The following is an 18,869-nucleotide window of genomic DNA, read 5'->3' on the forward strand; positions in this document are numbered from 1 at the left end:
CCAAATCTGGTCGAATTTTCGTAGATAATGCGGGGTCATGGAGTGGAAAATCCCTACCGGATCAAGAGTGCGTATCGATTGCGGAATCCTGATGATCATATGATCCTTCATGCGTCTTTTTGAATGATATTATGGACGGCCCAGCATAAGCCCCAGGCGTTGGAGAATGGGCCCTTGGCTGGAAAATGTCAGGTGATTGTTATCTTCAAGGGTAAAGCCGAGGTGTTCCTTAAATGGATAAGCGCCGCTGCCCCCGCGCAGCGCCCGCGCCTGATGCGCAATCGCGTTCTCGATGGCCGCGTACATCAACTGGAAATATACGTATTCCACCCGGTAATCCAGGCCCAACAGAGTGGCCAGGTGCACCCGGTTGTCGTTGAGAATCAAACCGCACCCCACCAGCCGCCCATCCTGGCGCGCCGACAGCCAGGCTGTGTTACCTCCAGAAGCCTGTTCGAGCAGCGCTCGCGCCCAGGGCTTGGGCATGGACTGGTGCCGTTTTTCGACGGCCCGGACGAGCGCCAACGCCTCTTCCAGATCGGATACCCGGTCTTGAACCGTAACTTCGATCCTGCGCGCGGCCGCCTGATTCCTGTGCCGGCGATAATCCTTGTAGGCTGACTTCGGCAGGCCATGCAGGTATTCGGCGAAATTGGACTGCCCAAACGTCAGGCAGGTGCCGGGGTCGTCAATATCCACCCTGAGGAAACTCAAGCCTTGCCAGTCTTCATGCATGGCGGGCAGATCCAGGTAATCAAAGGCGGTGAAACTGACCCTTTGCTTCGCCGCAAGCTCGACGATCGCCATCGAGATCAACCGCAGCGCTTCAGCGCGGCGGCTGTCCTGCGGCAGGATCAGGCCTGACCAGTCCGCCAGCGGCGAGCGGCATAACAGCAACGGCCGGAAACGGAAAAACAGGCTGGCAGTCAGGCGTTCAGCAGCCGATGAAAGCGGCAACTGTTCCTGGCGCGACAGCCAAAACGTGGCGCGCGCAATCAGCTCACCGGCATCGTACACCAGGACGTACCATCTGGGAGCGGGCGCCAGCACAGACTCGCCGAATTGATACCAGTTGTAACTGGCAAATGGGCGATCGGCGCTTAACCGATCCCACTCTCCTCGGTCTACCTCTGCAATGCTCGTTACGATGCGGACGTCTGGTTTCACGATATTGAATGTGTATGATTATTTATAGGAGTAACATAAGGATTGTAATCGGAAGGCGCCAGGGAAGTCTTATCAAAATTGTAGAGTGATTTCAATTTGACTGGATCCCATTTCTGACCATATCCCTTCTGTAATCGCCCGGTTAATCCTTTTCGTTCCCCTCCAGAACCGGGAATTTCCGAAAAATCAGGAACGCTCCGATCAGCAGCCCGCCGCCCACGATTCCCACCAGGCGGACGCCCAACGGCCCGTGCGGATCCAACTGGCTGCGTCCGAACAAAAGCAGCAGCGGGAGCAGCGACACAGCCAATCCGCTGCAGAGTTGGTCGAATACCCCCCACATTGCGTAATACGAACCTTCGCGCCGCTGCCCGGTCATTTTCTGGTCGAAATCGGTGACATCGGCGGTGATCGCTGCCGGCAGCACCTGCGCGCCGGTCATCGCGACCGCCACAAGCGTCATCCACAGGATACCTTGCGCCAGCAGCGGAACCGGAAGCCCATCTCCAATCAACGCCAGCAGCGGAAGAATCAGCCCGCTGGCCAGCAGCGAAATCGAAAAAACCAGCTTCTTGCCCTTGCGTTGACTGAGCCAAGTGACAAGCGGATAACAAAACACCGAAACGATCACCGGCGGCAGGTAGAAATACATCGCGTTGGCTTCGGGCTGCCCGCATAATTCCGTCACGATGTACGGGATGACCTCGATCATGAGCGTAGAGGCAAACCAGAACAGTCCCCAGGAAATCAGGAAGACCTGGAAAGGCCTGTTCTTCAGCGTGATCCTGGTGCTCTTCCAGAAATCCAAACGGTCCTCAGTGGGAACGTGTGTATTCGGTTGTTCCCGCAGGACCAGGAACGGGAGGACCGAGCAGAGGATCGCAAACCCGGCGTAGAGCGCCGCCATGCCGGCATACCCGACCTGCTCGATGAACGAACCCACGAACCCGGTCAGGACGACCCCCAGCATTTGAAAGCCCGACTGCCAGGCCGAAATGCTCACGCGCTGTTCGTTTTTCGGCGCGATCTCGGGCAGCAGCGCCTCGAGCGGAATCTGGCGGAAGCTGTAGGCCAGGTTGAACAGCAGCAGGATCAAACCGACGTAAACCAGGTTCCAGCCCGATTCGTGGGCAACCGGTGGAACCCATAATAAAAGAAACAGGCCGGGCAGAAGGAGAGAAGCTACCAGCACATACGGCAAACGCCTGCCCCAACGCGTGCGTGTCTGGTCCGAAAGGTAACCGATCGGCAGCGGCGCCAACAGGTTGATTGCCCGGGATACGAATTGAACTCCGCTGAAAAGCGCCAGCGGGACCATCGCGGAGCCCTTACCGGCCGGCGGCAGGTAGAAATACATCAGCCAACCGCTCATGACGCCCCATAATAACGAACTGCCCAGGGTCAGGCTGCCGTAGGCAATGTTCACCCACCCGGTCGGAAACGAGCGGCGCACGGTTTGAGAGTCTTCGGTCATCGATGCAGAGTTCCTGGTTGACTCAAAAGATTGATTTTGGAAAAGATCGTTCCATTATATCCCTGCGATGATCCTGCCGATGTTCATGAGGAACTGACTAACGAAACCGTTAATTAGGATATATCCATTCTTCTTTGTTATCCAGTAACCTTGTATCTAAATTCAACGCGGATTCATATTCAGCAAATAATTCATGATAAATCATGAGTATAATAACTCCCACGCAGCATCATAAATGTGTCAACGCAGAGGCATGCTCATCAATATGCTTAACCGCACATGGCAATTTACCCTCGATAACATTTCCCACCAAGTAATTCTCAATTTTAGCTTATCCCATCATTACAGACTCCAATTTGATGGGAAAACAATTTTCCAAAAAAGCATCCTAAAGACGATTGAACATTACCAAACTCTGGAAATTCCCGGTCACCAGGTTGAAATTGGAATCATACCGGGCGTTTTTTCAAACGAAGTATATTTACGCGTGGATGATGAATTTATCTCTCCCCTCGGCAACAGGAAATACAAAATTGGCAAAGAAACAAAGAAGAGATTTGATAACTTGGAGAACTGGAGGAATCTCGCAAATACCCTTGGTTTCAATTTTTACGCCAATCCAAATATCGATCCGGCTTTACGATTTCGCCTAGTTGGACATTTTTTTAATTTACTCGTGATTATTTTCCCAGGCCTTAAGAATTATCGAAACACAATTCTACCGGGTGTATTTGTCGGGATTCAACATGCGTCAATGATTGAAGAGCAGATTAAATCCGTGAATAAATCTGAGGATCTTATTCAATTTCAGAAGAAATTAAAGATCGCAAAGGATGAATTCGAAATTTCCTCTACCATGACAGTCCTATTTATCCCGGACATTAGAAAAAGAACAACTTCTCAGCGCGCTCAAGTTATCAAGGATTTTTTGTCGCTGATGGCCCGATATTTGAAACCAGGCATGGAAAAATGTGAGGGATTAGAATGCAAGAAGGGATTGAAAGAACCCCTCCACCTTGTTTTTATCAATATGATTCCTTACTTGATGTGTTCAGATTGCATTTCGCAGATCACTGAAATTGGCAAACGGAAGAAAGCTGAATACGAAAAACAACCAACTAATCTGAAAATCGGTATCATTAATGGCTGTATGACTGGTCTCCTATGTGCCATTGGCGGCGGAATGCTTATTGCGTTTGTGCAAAAATTGGGCTTTGCTTTATGGAGCGCATTCTCTGTCTTCTTGGTATTCATGCTAGTCAACAATGTAATCGTAAAGGCATTAACTAAATGGACCAATTTCAGTATGCTAGCCAGCCTTATTATTACCGAATTATCGATCTATTTGGGAATATTCCTTGGCAGCGTGGGAGAAGTAATTCTAGGACAACAATTCAGTTTTTCTTGGAACGAAATATTGGAACGCTTTCTGGAATTTCTGAACACACCCGAGTTCCTCAGCATAAATATCACTTTTATAATTTTTTTGATAATTCCACTTTCCATTTACAATTCGATTAATCACAGTAAATCGGTTACGAGGGCATTCTCGCCAGATGTTGAAGTGATAACCGATCTTTGATGATCACGGTCTCTGACCGTGCGACACTTCTTTCCTGGCCTCCGATCATATCCCTGCTTTCAAAATATCCATGCCCACCACTTACCGGCCTGCATATTTTTATTCCTGTGATAATTTTCGTCATCTTTGCAATTTTTGCAACCCGTTCATCACTCCATTTCATTGCAGCCGCTGACCCCTTGACACGCATGGTACACTTTCTATCGAGAACAACGACAAGGTGGGCACAGAATGTCATCTTCACAGGCCACAGCCATCGCGCATCCGAACATCGCATTCATCAAATACTGGGGCAACCGCGATTCCCTGCTCCGCCTGCCCGCCAACGGTTCGATCTCGATGAATCTGGGCGGGTTGGAAACGCGCACGACGATCGAGTTTTCGCCCGAATTCAGCATCGATACGCTGGTCATCAACCTCCAGCCGGTCTACGGCGCCGGGTTGGAGCGCGTGGTGAGTTTTCTGGACCGCGTTCGGGGCATGGCCGGCCAGACATGGCGCGCTCACGTCAGCAGCAACAACAACTTTCCGACCGGGGCGGGCATTGCCTCCTCGGCCGCGGCCTTCGCCGCACTCAGCCTGGCGGCTTCGCATGCCATCGGCCTGAACCTGGATGAAGCCGGCCTGTCGCGCCTGGCGCGGACGGGTTCCGGTTCGGCCTGTCGCTCGGTGCCGGGCGGCTTTGTCGAATGGAAGACCGGCAGCGGAGACGCCGATTCGTACGCCGTCCGCATCGCGCCGCCCCAGCATTGGGCGCTGGTGGATCACGTGGCCATCGTGCGCGCGGTCAATAAACCGGTCGGTTCGACGGAAGGGCACGCGCTGGCCGGCACCAGTCCACTGCAGGCCGCCCGGGTGGCTGACACGCTGCGACGAATCGAGATCTGCCGGGACGCAATTCTAAACCGCGATTTCTCCGCCCTGACCCGCATCATCGAACAGGACAGCAACCTGATGCACGCCGTCATGATGACATCCCAACCGGCGCTGTTCTACTGGGAACCGGCTTCGATCGCGCTGATGAAATCCATCCCGGTCTGGCGGCAGGAAGGGTTGAATGCCGCCTACACGCTGGACGCCGGCCCGAACGTGCATATCATCAGTCCGGCGCAAGATTCGGCTGCTGTTCAGGAACGGCTGAACGCGTTCCCCGGTGTGAAGAGCGTGCTGGTGGCGCCGGTGGGCGGTCCGGCCCGCCTGGCGTCCGGCGCCGAAGAATGAGAGATCCCTCATCTATTTCGACGTCCATTCTCAAACAAGTTATAATGTAGAGAGTTTTTAGACAAATTCACACTGCTGAGGTTTACAGCAATGGATGCTATTGGTTCGACACTCCTTCGAATCCTCGAGTTCATTCTATCGCTTGGGGTTCTGATTTTCTTACATGAACTCGGACATTTCCTGGTCTCCAAGATCTTCAAGATCCAGGTCGAGGAATTCGGTTTTGGTTTTCCACCCCGCCTGGTGCGCTTGTTTCGCATTGGCGAGACGGACTTTACCCTGAACTGGATTCCCTTTGGCGCGTTCGTCCGTCCCAAAGGTGAAAACGACCCGAGCGTTCCCGGCGGACTGGCAAATGCCGCTCCCATCAAACGCCTGCTCGTGTTGTTAGGCGGACCGGCCATGAATATCCTGACCGCCATCATCCTCTTCACCGTGATCTACGCGCGCGTCGGCGTGCCGGATATGAGCAAAGTGCTCGTCTCCTCCGTGACCGCGGACACGCCCGCCCAAACAGCCGGCATGCAGCCGGGAGATATTTTCGTCAGCGTGGATGGTCAGCCGGTTGGCAACGCTTCGGAATTGCAGAGCCTGATACAGTCCAAGCTGGATCAGCAAGTAACCTTCGTACTCCAGCGCGGCGACCAGCAAATTATAGTGACCGCCACGCCGCGGAAAGACCACCCCACCGATCAGGGCCCCCTGGGCGTGACCCTGGATGTGCCCTACAAAAACGGCACACCCATCGAAGCCGCCGCGCTCGGGGCCAATATGGCCTGGTATCAGAGCAAGCAGTTGATCTCGCTGCCCATCCAACTGATCAAAGGCACGGTGAGCGCCAGCCAGGCTCGCCTGGTCGGTCCCCTGGGGATGTACGATATCTATGCGCAGTCTCGCCAACTCGATCAGGAAAACACCGGTTCTTCCTCCCCGGTCGCAACCGTGAATACCCTCTGGCTGCTGGCGAATATCTCGGTCGCGCTGGGCATCACCAATTTGCTGCCCTTCCCGGCGCTGGATGGCGGGCGCATTCTGTTCGTCCTGCCGGAATTGCTCTTCCGCAAACGCATCCCGGTCAAATATGAGAACACGGTCAATATGATCGGGTTCATCCTGCTGTTGGTCCTGATGGTGGTGATTACCACCCAGGATATTCTCAATCCGATTGCTTTACCCTAGTCGTAAAGGAACTGTATGGTTGACGCTCTACCTAAAAAGACCGATTCATTTCAACAAATTCTGGACGCCCTGGTTGACGAAAACCAGGTCTTTCCGGCCGTTTATCTGCACCGGTTTTCGGACCCGTCTCCGGAGGATCTGAAAGCTCTCCAGGCCGTGTGGGAAAAAGTACCCGAGCAACGCCGGGCGGCGCTGGTCGAGGATCTCGAAGAGTTGTACGATTCGGACACGCTGACCTCCTTCGAGGGCATCGCGCGAATCGCCATCACCGATTCTCACGCCCCGGTCCGCGCTGGCGCTTTGCGTTTGCTGTGGGATTATCAGGGTCGAGATTTAATTCCGGTCTACCAATTCCTGCTCGAAAAGGACCCGGATGAAATCGTTCGCGCCCAAGCGGCCTCGTTGCTCGGGCAGTTTGTCTACCTTGGCGAATTGGAAGAAATCTCGAGTGAATTGCACCATGCCATCGAGGACGCCCTGCTTCAGGTCGTCGAGAGCAGCGAAACCAAGCTGGTGCGCCGGCGCGCGCTGGAATCGCTGGGTTATTCCAGCCGGGACGAAATTTCACATCACCTCCAGACGGCTTTCGAGTCGGGCGATTTTCAGTGGATGGCCAGCGCCTTGTTCGCCATGGGCCGTTCCACGGATGAAATCTGGGGCTCCCACGTTCTGAAAATGATCGACCACCCGGAACGAGATGTGCAACTGGAAGCCATACGGGCTGCCGGTATGCTCGAACTGGAAGACGCGCGTGTTCCTTTGCTGCGCATGGCCAAATCCGGCATCGACGACTCGGATATGCGCGGCGCAATTTCCTGGTCGCTTTCGCAGATCGGCGGCGATCAGGTCGGCGTGATCCTCAATAAATTGCTGGCGCGAGCTGAAGACGATGAAGAAGCCGAGTTCATCCAGAGCGCAATCGACAATCTCGAATTCAAACAGGGCGAAGGAGATTTCGACCTTTTCGATGCTTCGCCTGCCCGACCCAGCACATTTCACATCGTCCGTCCTTCTCCGGATGGGGATGAAGAAGTTGTCGTTGAGGATGAAGCCCTCGAAGGGGATGGTATTCCCGAAGGAGACGAAGCCCTTGAAGGGGATGAAATCTCCGAAGGGGACGAAGCCCTCGATGAAGACGAGGACTTCGAATGGAACCGAATCCAGGATGAGGGTGAAGCTGCCGTCGGGGAAGAGGAAGACGAACTCGAGGATGGCGAAGATTTCGATCGCGGCGCCGGTGACGAAGAAGAGGATTGAGCCTCATCATAGGGGGGGAATATGCACGCAAGCATGGCGGTGATTCTATTCCTGATGAACTGGCTGGGCGCGGCGCTAGCACCGCTTTCCGCGCCGGTCGAGGTCCAGGACGTGGCTGCATTCTATACCTACGGCGAAAACGTCACCTTCCAGGCGCGCGTCACCCCGGCCGATGAGATTACCCAGGCTTTCCTGATGATCCAGCCGGAAGGCCAGAGCACGCGCATCGAGGAATTAACCTGGAATTCGGCCGGGGAAATTTTGTATCCTTATGATACGGCCCTTCACCCCCTGCGCCCGTTTGGCAGAACCTATTACTGGTTCCGCCTGGTCACCCCGACCGGTGAAATCACCACCCCCTCCTACTGGTTCGATTACATCGACAATCGCTTCACCTGGCAGTCGCTTTCGAATGATTATTTCGAGGTCCACTGGCAGACCGGAGATCTCTCTTTTGGGCAAACGGTGCTGAATACGGCCCAATCAGCGCTGGAAGCCGTGCAAAAAATCCTGCCGGTCGCCCCGAAATTGCCCTTGAAGATCTACGTCTACGCCGACGCGAATGATCTGCAGGCTGCCCTCCCGGATGAATCAGAGAGCTGGGTGGCAGGGCACGCCAGCCCCGATCTGGGCGTGGTTCTGGTCTCCATCCCCAGCGGCCCCGATCAGAGCCTGGAATTGGAGCGCCAGCTTCCCCACGAGCTGATGCACATCATGGAATACACCCTGGTGGGAGATCAGTACGGCAACACGCCCGTCTGGTTGACCGAAGGGATCGCCTCCATTGCTGAATTATATCCAAACGCGGATTACGCCCGTGTCCTGGATACAGCCATGGGGAAAAATGAACTGCTGTCCTTCCAGAATTTATGCAGCGCTTTTCCAAGGGACGCCAGCAGCGCTTTCCTGGCTTACGCGCAGTCGACCTCTTTCGTACGCTACATCTACCAGACTTTCGGCAGCACCGGCCTTTCGAACCTGATGCGCGAATATCAAATTGGCATGGGCTGTGAAGAAGGCGTTCAGGCATCCCTGGGGAAATCCATTACCGGACTCGAAAACGATTGGCGGCAGGCCAGTTTTTCGATCAGCCCCATCGATCAGGCGTTCAAAACCCTTTCCCCCTATCTGCTGATTGCGCTATTGGTGGTGGCGGCGCCACTGCTCGTGGTATTGGCCCGCCCAAGGCACCTGGAGAAACCGCTTTGAGCAATGAGGAGTTCGTTCAATTACACGCCGTCGTCGACGGTCACGTGCAGGGCGTTGGCTTTCGTTTTTATGTCAAAAGAGAAGCTGAGGAGCTGAACCTGACCGGTTGGGTGCGCAATAAATATGACGGCCGTGTCGAGGTGCTCGCCGAAGGTCCACGCAGCGATCTGGAGTTCTTTCTTTCCAGGCTCCAGCGCGGTTCCGGCCCGGCGTACGTTTCCGAGGTCAAGGTCGACTGGAATCCGGCCAGCGAGGTCTACAAGCGCTTCAATATCGCGCCTTCTGAATAATCGACCGAACCGTACCGATCTTCACAACAGCCTGCGAAACCTGCCTGGTTCGCAGGCTGTTCTTTTAAGATTTCTCTTGACAGCTTGCTTAAGAATGGTATGATTTTTTCCTACTTGTTATACTTTTCGTACTTTTGGGAGAATGGATATGAACTCCTTGAACGGCAAGTACATCTTCGGAATGGTGAAAGTCGGCGAAAAAGGCCAGATCGTCATACCCAAGGAAGCCCGCACGGTTTTCAACATCAAACCCGGCGATTCACTCATGCTGGTCGGCGATGAAAAGCAAGGCCTTGCCATCATCACCAGCGACGCCCTCACGAAGATCTTTACGCATATCTTGAACAAGGAAGATAAATCGGACACAGAAAAATGATCGCCATTCAAACCATCGATCTGGTAAAGAAATACGGCACGAAAATCGCCGTCGATCGCCTCAATCTCTCGGTCGAGCAGGGCGAACTCTTCGCGTTGCTCGGGGTAAACGGCGCCGGCAAGACGACCACCATCAAGATGTTGTCCTGCCTGTCCATCCCCACCAGCGGGGATGCCATCCTGCTTGGCGACAGCATCGTATCCAACCCATTTGCGGTGAAGGAAAAGGTCAATGTTTCCCCGCAGGAAACCGCGGTTGCCCGCAATTTGACGGTGGCGGAAAATCTCGAGCTGATTGCCGCCATCTACGGCAGCGATGGAAAGGCCGCAAAATCGAAGGCCGGTGAAATGTTGTCTGCCTTCGACCTGAACGAGGTTGCCCGCCAGAAAGCCAAAATTCTATCCGGGGGCATGCAGCGCAGACTCAGCATTGCCATGGCGCTTATTTCGAATCCTCAAATCCTGTTCCTCGACGAACCCACTTTGGGATTGGACGTGCTTGCTCGCCGCGAATTGTGGTCCGCCATCGAGGCCTTGAAAGGGAAGATCACGATCATCCTCACCACTCACTACATGGAAGAAGCCGAAGCGCTTTCCGATCGCATCGGAATCATGGCAAAAGGCCGCTTGAAAGCCATCGGCACAGCTCCGGAATTGATTTCAGAGACTGGAACGAAAACCCTGGAAGACGCATTCATCGCCTTCGCGACCCAAAACGAGGTGCTGGCATGAGATTCATGGCCTTCGCATCTCGAAACCGCAAAGAAATCCTGCGCGACCCGTTGAGCGTGTTTTTCGGAATCGGTTTTCCGCTGGCGATTCTACTCCTGCTTTCGGCCATCCAGGCCAACATTCCGGTCAACCTGTTCGAAATCGGCCATCTGGCTCCGGGCATCGCGGTATTTGGTCTGTCGTTCATCTCACTATTTTCCGGAACGCTGCTCGCCAAAGACCGCGGAGAAGCCTTCCTGATGCGCCTGTTCTCCTCACCGCTCACCGCTTCCGATTTCATCCTCGGTTACACGCTGCCGCTCATTCCGATATCGTTGGCGCAAAGCGGCGTATGCTTCATCGCAGCGTTTGCGCTGGGCATGGCGGTGAACCTGAATGTGCTGCTCGGGTTGGTCGTCCTGATCCCAACGGCGGTCCTCTTCATTGGTATCGGCCTGCTGGGCGGCAGCCTGTTGAACGAAAAACAGGTGGGCGGGATCTGCGGCGCGCTGCTGACCAACCTCAGCGCCTGGTTGAGCGGCACCTGGTTCGACTTGAACCTGGTCGGCGGCGGTTTCAAAACAATCGCCTACCTGCTTCCCTTCGCGCACGCCGTGGATGCGACCCGCGCGGCGGTCGCCGGGAACTATGCCGGCATTTTTCCACACCTCTGGTGGGTGATCGGATATGCGCTTGTCATTTCGATCATCGCAGTCATCGCCTTCCGGCGGAAGATGAGCGGTGATCAAATCTAAACCAATACTTCAAAAAAAACGGGCATGCCATCGATTACGGCATGTCCGTTTTTTAATATTATCCTGAGTCACGCTTCAGCCGCACAGCTTCCGTGCGCGGAATCGGATTACCTAAACATCCTCACCCGCCAGAAGTTTGGCGCGCTGCCAGGGGGTCAGGTCCGATTCTTCGGCCATCAGATTGCGCAGGCCGTAAATCTGGTCGCGCAGCACCGCGGCACGCTCGAATTCGAGGTCCTTGGCGGCCTGCTTCATCTCCTTTTCCATTTCGGAGATCATGCGCTGGATCTCTTTGCGCGGAATACCGGAAGGTTTGCCTTCCCCGGCGCCATATTCGCCGCGGGCTTCAGCTACCTGTTTCTCGCCCATGCGTTCGGTCAGATCATGGATCGCCTTGACAATGGTCACCGGTTCGATGCCGTGCTCGTCGTTGTACTTCTTCTGTTTGACGCGCCGGCGGTTGGTCTCGCCGATCGCGGCCTGCATCGAATCGGTGATATGGTCGGCGTACATAATGACCCTGCCGTTCACGTTACGGGACGCGCGGCCAATGGTCTGGATCAACGCGGTGCTCGAACGCAGGAAGCCTTCCTTGTCCGCGTCCAGGATACCCACCAGGGATACTTCCGGCAGATCCAGGCCTTCACGCAGCAGGTTGATGCCCACCAGCACATCGAACACGCCCAGGCGCAGGTCGCGCAGGATGCCGATGCGTTCCAACGTTTCCACCTCGGAGTGCAGGTAGTGAACCTTGATGCCCAACTCCATCAGGTAATCCGCCAGATCTTCGGACATCCGCTTGGTCATTGTGGTCACCAGGACGCGCTCACCGTGCTCAGTGCGCAGGCGAATTTCCTTGACCAGGTCGTCCACCTGGCCCTGAGTCGGGCGAACCTCCACCTGTGGATCGAGCAGGCCGGTCGGGCGAATGATCTGCTCGACCACCTGCGAAGCTCGCTGCATCTCATACGGCCCCGGCGTCGCCGAGGTATAGACGGTATACCCCATGTGATGTTCGAACTCATCGAATTTGAGCGGCCGGTTATCGATCGCCGACGGCAACCGGAAACCGTATTCGACCAGGGTATTCTTGCGGTTGCGATCGCCGTTGTACATGCCGCGGATCTGCGGAACCGTCATGTGGGATTCATCCAGCACCAGCAGGTATTCACTGGGCAGGTAATCGATCAGCGTCCACGGCGCCGAACCCGCCGGGCGCTGGTCGAGATGGCGGGAATAGTTCTCAATGCCGGAGCAGTAACCCACTTCGCGCAGCATTTCCAGGTCGTAGCGCGTGCGCTGCTCGATCCTCTGCGCTTCGAGGTATTTATCGTGCGCCTTGAAGTAAGCCAGACGTTCTTCGAGTTCCGACTCGATATCGTTGATGGCTTTCTTGAGGCCGTCTTCCTGGGCAATGTAGTGCTTGGCCGGGTAGATCTCGATCTTTTCCGGCGTCTCCAGGATTTCGCCAGTCACCGGATTGACCGTGATGATGCGTTCGACCTCATCCCCGAAGAACGTGATCCTGTAGGCCAGCTTGTCTTCATAGGCCGGGAAGATCTCCAGAGTGTCGCCGCGCACGCGAAAAGCGCCCGGGTGCAGGTCCATATCGTTGCGCTGGTACTGGCTCTCCACCAACTGGCGCAGCAAAGCATGCCGGCGGTACAAACCGCCCACCTCGAGCGTGATGATCACGCTGCCGTAGGTGGCCGGGTTGCCCAGCCCGTAGATGCAGGATACCGAGGCCACGATGATGACATCACGGCGCGACATGAGCGCCTTGGTTGCCGCCAGGCGCAGCCGGTCGATCTCTTCATTGATTTCGGTTTCCTTCTCGATATACAGGTCGCGTTTCGGAACGTACGCTTCGGGCTGATAATAATCGTAGTACGAGACGAAATACTCGACCGCGTTTTCGGGAAAAAACTCTTTGAATTCAGCGTATAACTGCGCCGCCAGGGTCTTGTTGTGAGCCATGACCAGCGCCGGCAACTTGGTTTGGGCGATGACATTCGCAATCGTAAAAGTCTTGCCCGTACCGGTCGCACCCAGCAGCACCTGATGTTTGAAACCGGATTCGACGCCGGCCACCAATTCACGAATTGCCTCGGGTTGGTCGCCGGTCGGTTCATAGGGAGCGTGTAATTTGAAATCCATCCTGGACCTTTCTGATCTACGGCACCAATAGAGATCAATTGTTCTATTTTATCATACTCTACGCGGATGGGAAACGCAGATCGAAAATAGCGCCGCCGTGTTCATGATTGGCCGCGGTCAGGGTGCCGCCCATCAATTCGGCTAACTGGCGCGCGATGGCCAACCCCAGTCCGGTGCCGCCCTGCTCCCGGCTGCGGGCGCGGTCGGCGCGGTAGAAGCGTTCGAACAGGTGCGGCAGCGCTTCAGGGGTTATACCGGGGCCGCCGTCGTGAACGGAAACCTGCACGAACCGTTCGCTGCAATCAATAGATAAATCCACCCGGCCGTTTTCAGGAGTAAACCGCAGGGCATTGGCAAGCACATTGTTCAGAATTTGTTCGATGCGTAACGGGTCGCCCATCACGCGCGGACATTCACGCTCGCTCTTCGGATTCAGCACCAGGTCGATCGACCGTTCCCGGGCTGCGGGTTGAAATCGCGCCACGACATCGATTGCCAGTTGCTGCAAATCCACAGCGATGCTTTCAAGTTTCAATTCCCGGGCATCCGCCAGCGCCAGCGTGCGCAGATCTTCCACCAGGCGCGCCAGGGTTGTATTTTGATCCAATGCCACCTGCAGGTTCGCGGCCGTCATGGGATAGATGCCGTCCTGCATGGCTTCGAGTTGTGCGCGTTGCACGGCCAGCGGTGTGCGCAGCTCGTGCGCGATATCGGCCGTCATCGCCTGGCGGCGCGCTTCGGACTCTTGCAGGGAAGCCGCCATATGATTGAAGGATTGTCCCAACGTGGCCAATTCATCGTTGCCCTGGACCTGTACACGCTGCGATAAATCACCCTCCGCCATCCGCCTGGCAGCCAGTTCGAGCTGTTGCATGGGTCTGGCCAGCCCGCTGCCCACCAGCAGGGCCAGTATCACCGCCAGTACCAGCGCAATCCCACCGGCCAGCAGGGAGATGTTGTTCAGGCGCTGTACCAGACGCTGGCCACCGCCCAAATTCGTCCCCAATCCGCCTTCGGCCCACAAATACCCGATGATCTTGCCCCGGGCGTCCTTCATCTGCACGGCTTCAGCCAGCAGGCTGGCCGAGACTCTCTGACCGGCGGTTTGCAAACCGGCCGTATCGAAAACCAGGACTCCTTCCGCGTCGATCAATCGCAGCCGCTGGTTCATCATTCCACCCATGCCGAGACCGCGCCCCTGGCCGCCGTGCACCGATTGCAGCAGGCTGTCCGCGCCCTGCCAGCTCTGGTGAGCGGTGTAATAATCCTTCAGCGAACTGACCAGCTCATCCAAACCAACCATGCCGCCGCTGGTCATGTAGGTTTCCACCTGACTTGCCACACTCAGGCGCGCGAAAACCGTGATTGCCACAATCGGCACCAATGCCACCAGGATGAACGCCAAAATCAAACGCAGGCGCATATTTGTCATTCCTTTCGAAAGCGGTACCCCACTCCGTACACGGTCTCGATGTACTGCGGTTCTTTGGGATCAGCTTCCAGTTTGGCGCGCAGATTCTTGATATGCGCGTCGATGGTACGGTCATATCCTTCGTAAGCGGTGCCCTGAACGGCTTCCAGAAGCTGCAGGCGGTTGAAGACCCGGCCGGGCTGGTCGACCATGGCGACCAACAGGTTGAATTCGGTCGGGGTCAATTCCACCCCATCTCCGCCGCGCGTGACGGTGTGCGCATCCAGATCGATCACCAGGTCGAACGAGCGCAGCACCGAATTGACCGTCCTGACCGCTCCCGATCGGCGCAGCACCGCCCGCACCCGGGCCACAACCTCGCGCGGCGAATAAGGCTTGGTAATATAATCGTCCGCGCCCAACTCCAGGCCAACCAGGCGGTCGGTTTCCTCGACCCGCGCCGTGAGCATGATGATGGGCGTTTCTCCCTTGCGCCGGATGGCGCGGGCGACATCGAGCCCATCCATTCCGGGCAGGTTTAGATCCAGCAGAACGAGATCCGGATGGTGCGTTTCCCATAATGCCAATCCCTGATCGCCGCGCTTCGCGATGAGCACTGAATAACCACTGGCTTCCAGATAGGAGCGTAGTATCTTGACCAGTTCGGCCTCGTCCTCAACGATCAGGATGGTCGCCATTTTCCGCCACCTTTCGAAGTGTGTCAATCAGGAGTTCTTTCCAGCCATCCGGATCACCATTCAAGGACAGCCAGTAGGCATTTTTTCCGGCGCGGGCCTGCGGCCCCAGGTTGGGTAAATTCCGGGCTGGGAAACCATCCGGCAGCGGCGGAAAACGCAGCACCAACTGGTCATTCTCGAGCGTCACGGATGCCAGACCGGCCTTCTCGGCCAGCAGCTTGACCCGCATCTGGTAAAGCAGATTTTCAACGTCCTCCGGCAACACGCCGAAGCGATCGATGAATTCGTCCGCCATGAACTGCACCTCGGGTTCATTTTGCAAATCCGCCAACCGGCGGTACAGACTGAGACGCAGATTTTGATCCGGCACGTAATCCGCCGGGATGCCGACCGAAATTGGCAAATCGACGGTCACCGCCATGCGAATGGCGGCCGCGTTGATCAGCGTGGCCGTGTCCGCGGCGGCGGGAATCTTTTCCACCTGACGAATTTGACGGACGGCCTGCGCCAACAAACGGGTGTACAGGTGAAAGCCAACACTGGCGATATAACCCGACTGGCGCACACCCAGCATTTCACCCGCCCCGCGCATTTCCAGGTCGCGCATTGCGATGGAATATCCGGCGCCGAGCTGAGCATTCTCGGCGATCACTTCCAGCCGTTCCTGACCTTCCGGGGTGGGTGCTTTGTGGCGGTGGCGGAAGAAATAGGCGTATGCGCGCTGTGCGCCGCGTCCCACCCGGCCGCGCAACTGGTAGAGTTGCGCCAGGCCGAAAGTATCCCCCCGATCGACAATCAGGGTATTCGCGTTTGGAATGTCCAGGCCGGACTCGATGATGGAGGTGCACAACAGGACGTCGATCTCGCCTTTCGTGAATTGCGTCATCACCTGAGACAATCCCTGTTCCTGCATTTGCCCGTGGGCAATGCCGATGCGCGCCTCCGGGACCAGCTTGTTGAGGTGCTTTTCCATGGCGCTGATCGTCTGCACGCGGTTGTGCACGAAAAACACCTGTCCGCCGCGTTCCATTTCGCGCAGAATCGCCTGGCGCGCCAGGCGGGGTGAATACGGTCCGATGTGGGTGATGATCGGCAGGCGTTCAGCCGGCGGGGTGTTGATCTGTGAGATATCCCTCGCGCCGGTCAAAGCCAGGTAGAGCGTGCGCGGGATGGGGGTCGCGGTGAGCGTGAGCACATCCACCTCGGTGCGCAGCTTTTTGAAATGCTCCTTATGGGCCACGCCGAAACGCTGTTCCTCATCGATGATCACCAGCCCCAGATCTTTGAATTCCACATCCGGTTGGATCAAGCGATGTGTGCCGATGATGATATCCAGTTCGCCCGCCGCAAGCTTCAACAGAATTTCATCCTGCTCTCGGGACGTGCGGAAGCGCGATAACATCTCCACGTGCACCGGGTAGGCTGCCAGGCGCTGCCGGAAGGTCTCGAAGTGTTGCTGCGCCAGCACGGTGGTCGGCACCAGAACCGCCACCTGCTTGCCGTCCATGACGGCTTTGAAGGCGGCGCGCAGAGCGACTTCCGTTTTGCCGTAGCCGACGTCACCGCACAACAGGCGATCCATCGGGCGGGCAGTCTCCATATCCTTCTTGACGGCCTGAATCGCTTTGTTTTGATCCTCGGTTTCCACGTACGGGAAGCTGGCCTCGAGTTCCTTTTGCCAGGGCGTATCCTGGCTGAAGGAAAACCCCCTGGCCACCTGACGGCTGGCGTACAGGTCCAGCAGCTCGCGGGCCACCTGCAGCACTTCCTCGCGAACTTTTTGCTTGGTATTGGTCCACTCCGGGGTGCCCAGGCGCGTTGGAGAAGGTGGCTCGGCTTCCGGGCCGACATACCGGCTCAGACGATCGGCCTGGTGCACGGGCACGTAGAGCTGGTCGCCCCCGTCATACTCGACGCACAGGAACTCGCGTTCGATTCCTTCCAGGGTGCGTTTGACCAGCCCGGCGAAGCGTCCGATGCCGTAGTCGATGTGCACCACCCAGTCGCCGGGCTTCAGGTCGGTATAGACGGCCTCGGGAGCTTCGGCCTGCATGCGCGCGCGCACGCGCGGTTGCGGCCGCTCCCAACCGAAGATCTCCGCATCGGTCAGCAGGTGCAATTGGCCGCCGGCCGGCAGATTCAACGACCAGCCTTCGGTCAGCGTGCCCTCGATGAACTCGGGAGAGAGATCCGAACCGGCTTCATTGGGGCGCTCGTTCCACAATTCGCGCAGGCGCGATACCTGGCGCGAGATCACCCAACTGGGCTCACCTTTCCGGCACAGGTCTTCGATGTGTTCCACCAATTGCCGCAGGCGCCCGCCGAAACGCGGCCCGGGGATGAAGGCGGAAGACAGTTCCGAAGGTTCGGCCTCGCCTGCGTGCCCCAATTGCAGCCAGATATGGCCTGTCAGACTGTCGATGACCTCAGACCAGCTCAGGTAAGGGATCGGATACGTTTCAGAAAGCGTGCCTTCGGTGATGCTTTCAGCGCGCAGACGCACGGCCTGCTCCTCGATTTCGACCGCCTGGGATTGCAGCAGATCCATATCGTCGACCAGGGTCAGCGCGCCCTTCGGCAGGTAATCGAGCAGGCTGGATACGGCCGGGTGCACGACCGGAATGTAGAACTCGTCCACTTCCCGACCGGCGGGCAGAATCCCGACCGCACGCCCGGGCAGCAATTCGCGCGCCGGGGTCACCAGCAATTGATCCAGTTTGGCCACAGTGCGTTGGCTGGCCGGATCGAAACGGCGCAGCAAGTCAATTTCATCCCCAAAGAACTCGATGCGCACCGGCAGCGGTTCAGCCGGCGGCCAGATATCCAGAATGCCGCCGCGGCGCGAGAATTGTCCCGGTTCGAGCACGATATCCGCGGCCTGATAACCGATAGCCACCCACGATCGCGCCAGTTCATCGGGAGGTAGGGATTGATTGATCTTGATCGTCCGGCTGGCCTTGATAAAATCGCGCCGCGGCAGGGTGCGCGTCATCAACGCCCGCACGGTTGTAACCACGATGGGCGGCACATCCGGTTTGGACGAGCCGACCAGGTGATATACCGCCAAAGCCGTCAATGCCTGCAGGCGGTCCCGGCGGGTGTTATCGCCCCAGGCAGCCTGTTCGTAGAAAAGCGGAGTCGGTTCTGAAAAATAAAAGCGCGGCGCGTTCCTGGCCCAAAAGCTTACCTCATCCAGCAGGGTGAGTGCATGCTGCGGGCGATCGGTCACCAAGACCAACGGCTGCTGCAAATCCTGGTACAGCGCGGCAGCCAGAGGTAAGCGGGCGGCTCGCATCAAACCCAGGCCGGGCAGTTGCGCCCCAGCCTTGAGATTGTCGACCAAAGCCTGATATGCCGGTAGTTTGCGAATCGCGTCGAGCAAT

15 protein-coding genes are annotated in these 18,869 nt (G+C 56.7%); 9 read left to right on the forward strand and 6 right to left on the reverse strand.

From position 1 onward, the window contains the following. Positions 1–129 precede the first annotated feature (129 nt). Positions 130–1,167 carry a GNAT family N-acetyltransferase gene (locus LARV_RS14315; protein WP_075074271.1) on the reverse strand — a complete coding sequence of 346 codons (1,038 nt, stop codon included), beginning with the start codon at positions 1,165–1,167 and terminating at the stop codon, positions 130–132. 142 nt (positions 1,168–1,309) lie between these two features. Beyond that, positions 1,310–2,641, reverse strand: a complete 1,332-nt coding sequence (locus LARV_RS14320; protein ID WP_075074272.1) for an MFS transporter — start codon at positions 2,639–2,641, stop codon at positions 1,310–1,312. Positions 2,642–2,906: 265 nt separating this feature from the next. Here LARV_RS14320 and LARV_RS14325 point away from each other — a divergent pair, with 265 nt between their 5' ends. From LARV_RS14325 to LARV_RS14365, 9 genes are all read left to right on the forward strand, one after another. Next, the gene (locus LARV_RS14325; RefSeq protein WP_152031807.1) at positions 2,907–4,223 is read left to right on the forward strand and encodes a hypothetical protein; all 1,317 of its coding nucleotides are present in this window, start codon (positions 2,907–2,909) and stop codon (positions 4,221–4,223) included. Between the two features lie 231 nt (positions 4,224–4,454). Next, positions 4,455–5,444: a diphosphomevalonate decarboxylase gene (gene mvaD, locus LARV_RS14330; protein WP_075074274.1), complete on the forward strand. Its 990-nt coding sequence runs from the start codon at positions 4,455–4,457 to the stop codon at positions 5,442–5,444. Between the two features lie 90 nt (positions 5,445–5,534). Beyond that, complete coding sequence (locus tag LARV_RS14335) at positions 5,535–6,623, forward strand: M50 family metallopeptidase (RefSeq protein WP_075074275.1); 1,089 nt, start codon at positions 5,535–5,537, stop codon at positions 6,621–6,623. A gap of 15 nt (positions 6,624–6,638) precedes the next feature. Further along, positions 6,639–7,880: a HEAT repeat domain-containing protein gene (locus LARV_RS14340; protein WP_075074276.1), complete on the forward strand. Its 1,242-nt coding sequence runs from the start codon at positions 6,639–6,641 to the stop codon at positions 7,878–7,880. A gap of 21 nt (positions 7,881–7,901) precedes the next feature. Next, on the forward strand, positions 7,902–9,089 hold the full coding sequence (locus LARV_RS14345) for a peptidase MA family metallohydrolase (protein ID WP_075074277.1): 1,188 nt from the start codon (positions 7,902–7,904) through the stop codon (positions 9,087–9,089). After that, the gene (locus tag LARV_RS14350) at positions 9,086–9,379 is read left to right on the forward strand and encodes an acylphosphatase (RefSeq protein WP_075074278.1); all 294 of its coding nucleotides are present in this window, start codon (positions 9,086–9,088) and stop codon (positions 9,377–9,379) included. Before LARV_RS14345 ends, LARV_RS14350 begins: the two co-directional genes overlap by 4 nt. Before the next feature lie 148 nt (positions 9,380–9,527). Then, complete coding sequence (locus LARV_RS14355; RefSeq protein WP_075074279.1) at positions 9,528–9,755, forward strand: AbrB/MazE/SpoVT family DNA-binding domain-containing protein; 228 nt, start codon at positions 9,528–9,530, stop codon at positions 9,753–9,755. Next, complete coding sequence (locus LARV_RS14360) at positions 9,752–10,486, forward strand: ABC transporter ATP-binding protein (RefSeq protein ID WP_075074280.1); 735 nt, start codon at positions 9,752–9,754, stop codon at positions 10,484–10,486. Before LARV_RS14355 ends, LARV_RS14360 begins: the two co-directional genes overlap by 4 nt. Beyond that, on the forward strand, positions 10,483–11,220 hold the full coding sequence (locus LARV_RS14365) for an ABC transporter permease (RefSeq protein WP_075074281.1): 738 nt from the start codon (positions 10,483–10,485) through the stop codon (positions 11,218–11,220). The genes LARV_RS14360 and LARV_RS14365 overlap by 4 nt, the downstream gene beginning before the upstream one ends. 111 nt (positions 11,221–11,331) lie before the next feature. Here LARV_RS14365 and uvrB read toward each other — a convergent pair whose 3' ends face one another. Genes uvrB through mfd form a run of 4 tightly spaced genes read right to left on the reverse strand, consistent with a single transcriptional unit; the run spans position 11,332 to position 18,868 of the window. Next, positions 11,332–13,377 carry an excinuclease ABC subunit UvrB gene (uvrB, locus tag LARV_RS14370; protein ID WP_075074282.1) on the reverse strand — a complete coding sequence of 682 codons (2,046 nt, stop codon included), beginning with the start codon at positions 13,375–13,377 and terminating at the stop codon, positions 11,332–11,334. 58 nt (positions 13,378–13,435) lie between these two features. After that, positions 13,436–14,800 carry a sensor histidine kinase gene (locus LARV_RS14375; protein ID WP_075074283.1) on the reverse strand — a complete coding sequence of 455 codons (1,365 nt, stop codon included), beginning with the start codon at positions 14,798–14,800 and terminating at the stop codon, positions 13,436–13,438. 5 nt (positions 14,801–14,805) lie between these two features. Next, on the reverse strand, positions 14,806–15,486 hold the full coding sequence (locus LARV_RS14380) for a response regulator transcription factor (RefSeq protein ID WP_075074284.1): 681 nt from the start codon (positions 15,484–15,486) through the stop codon (positions 14,806–14,808). Then, positions 15,464–18,868 carry a transcription-repair coupling factor gene (mfd, locus tag LARV_RS14385; protein ID WP_075074285.1) on the reverse strand — a complete coding sequence of 1,135 codons (3,405 nt, stop codon included), beginning with the start codon at positions 18,866–18,868 and terminating at the stop codon, positions 15,464–15,466. Before mfd ends, LARV_RS14380 begins: the two co-directional genes overlap by 23 nt. Position 18,869: the final 1 nt, after the last annotated feature.

Origin of the sequence: Longilinea arvoryzae (genome assembly GCF_001050235.1) — a bacterium.
GTDB lineage: Bacteria > Chloroflexota > Anaerolineae > Anaerolineales > Anaerolineaceae > Longilinea > Longilinea arvoryzae.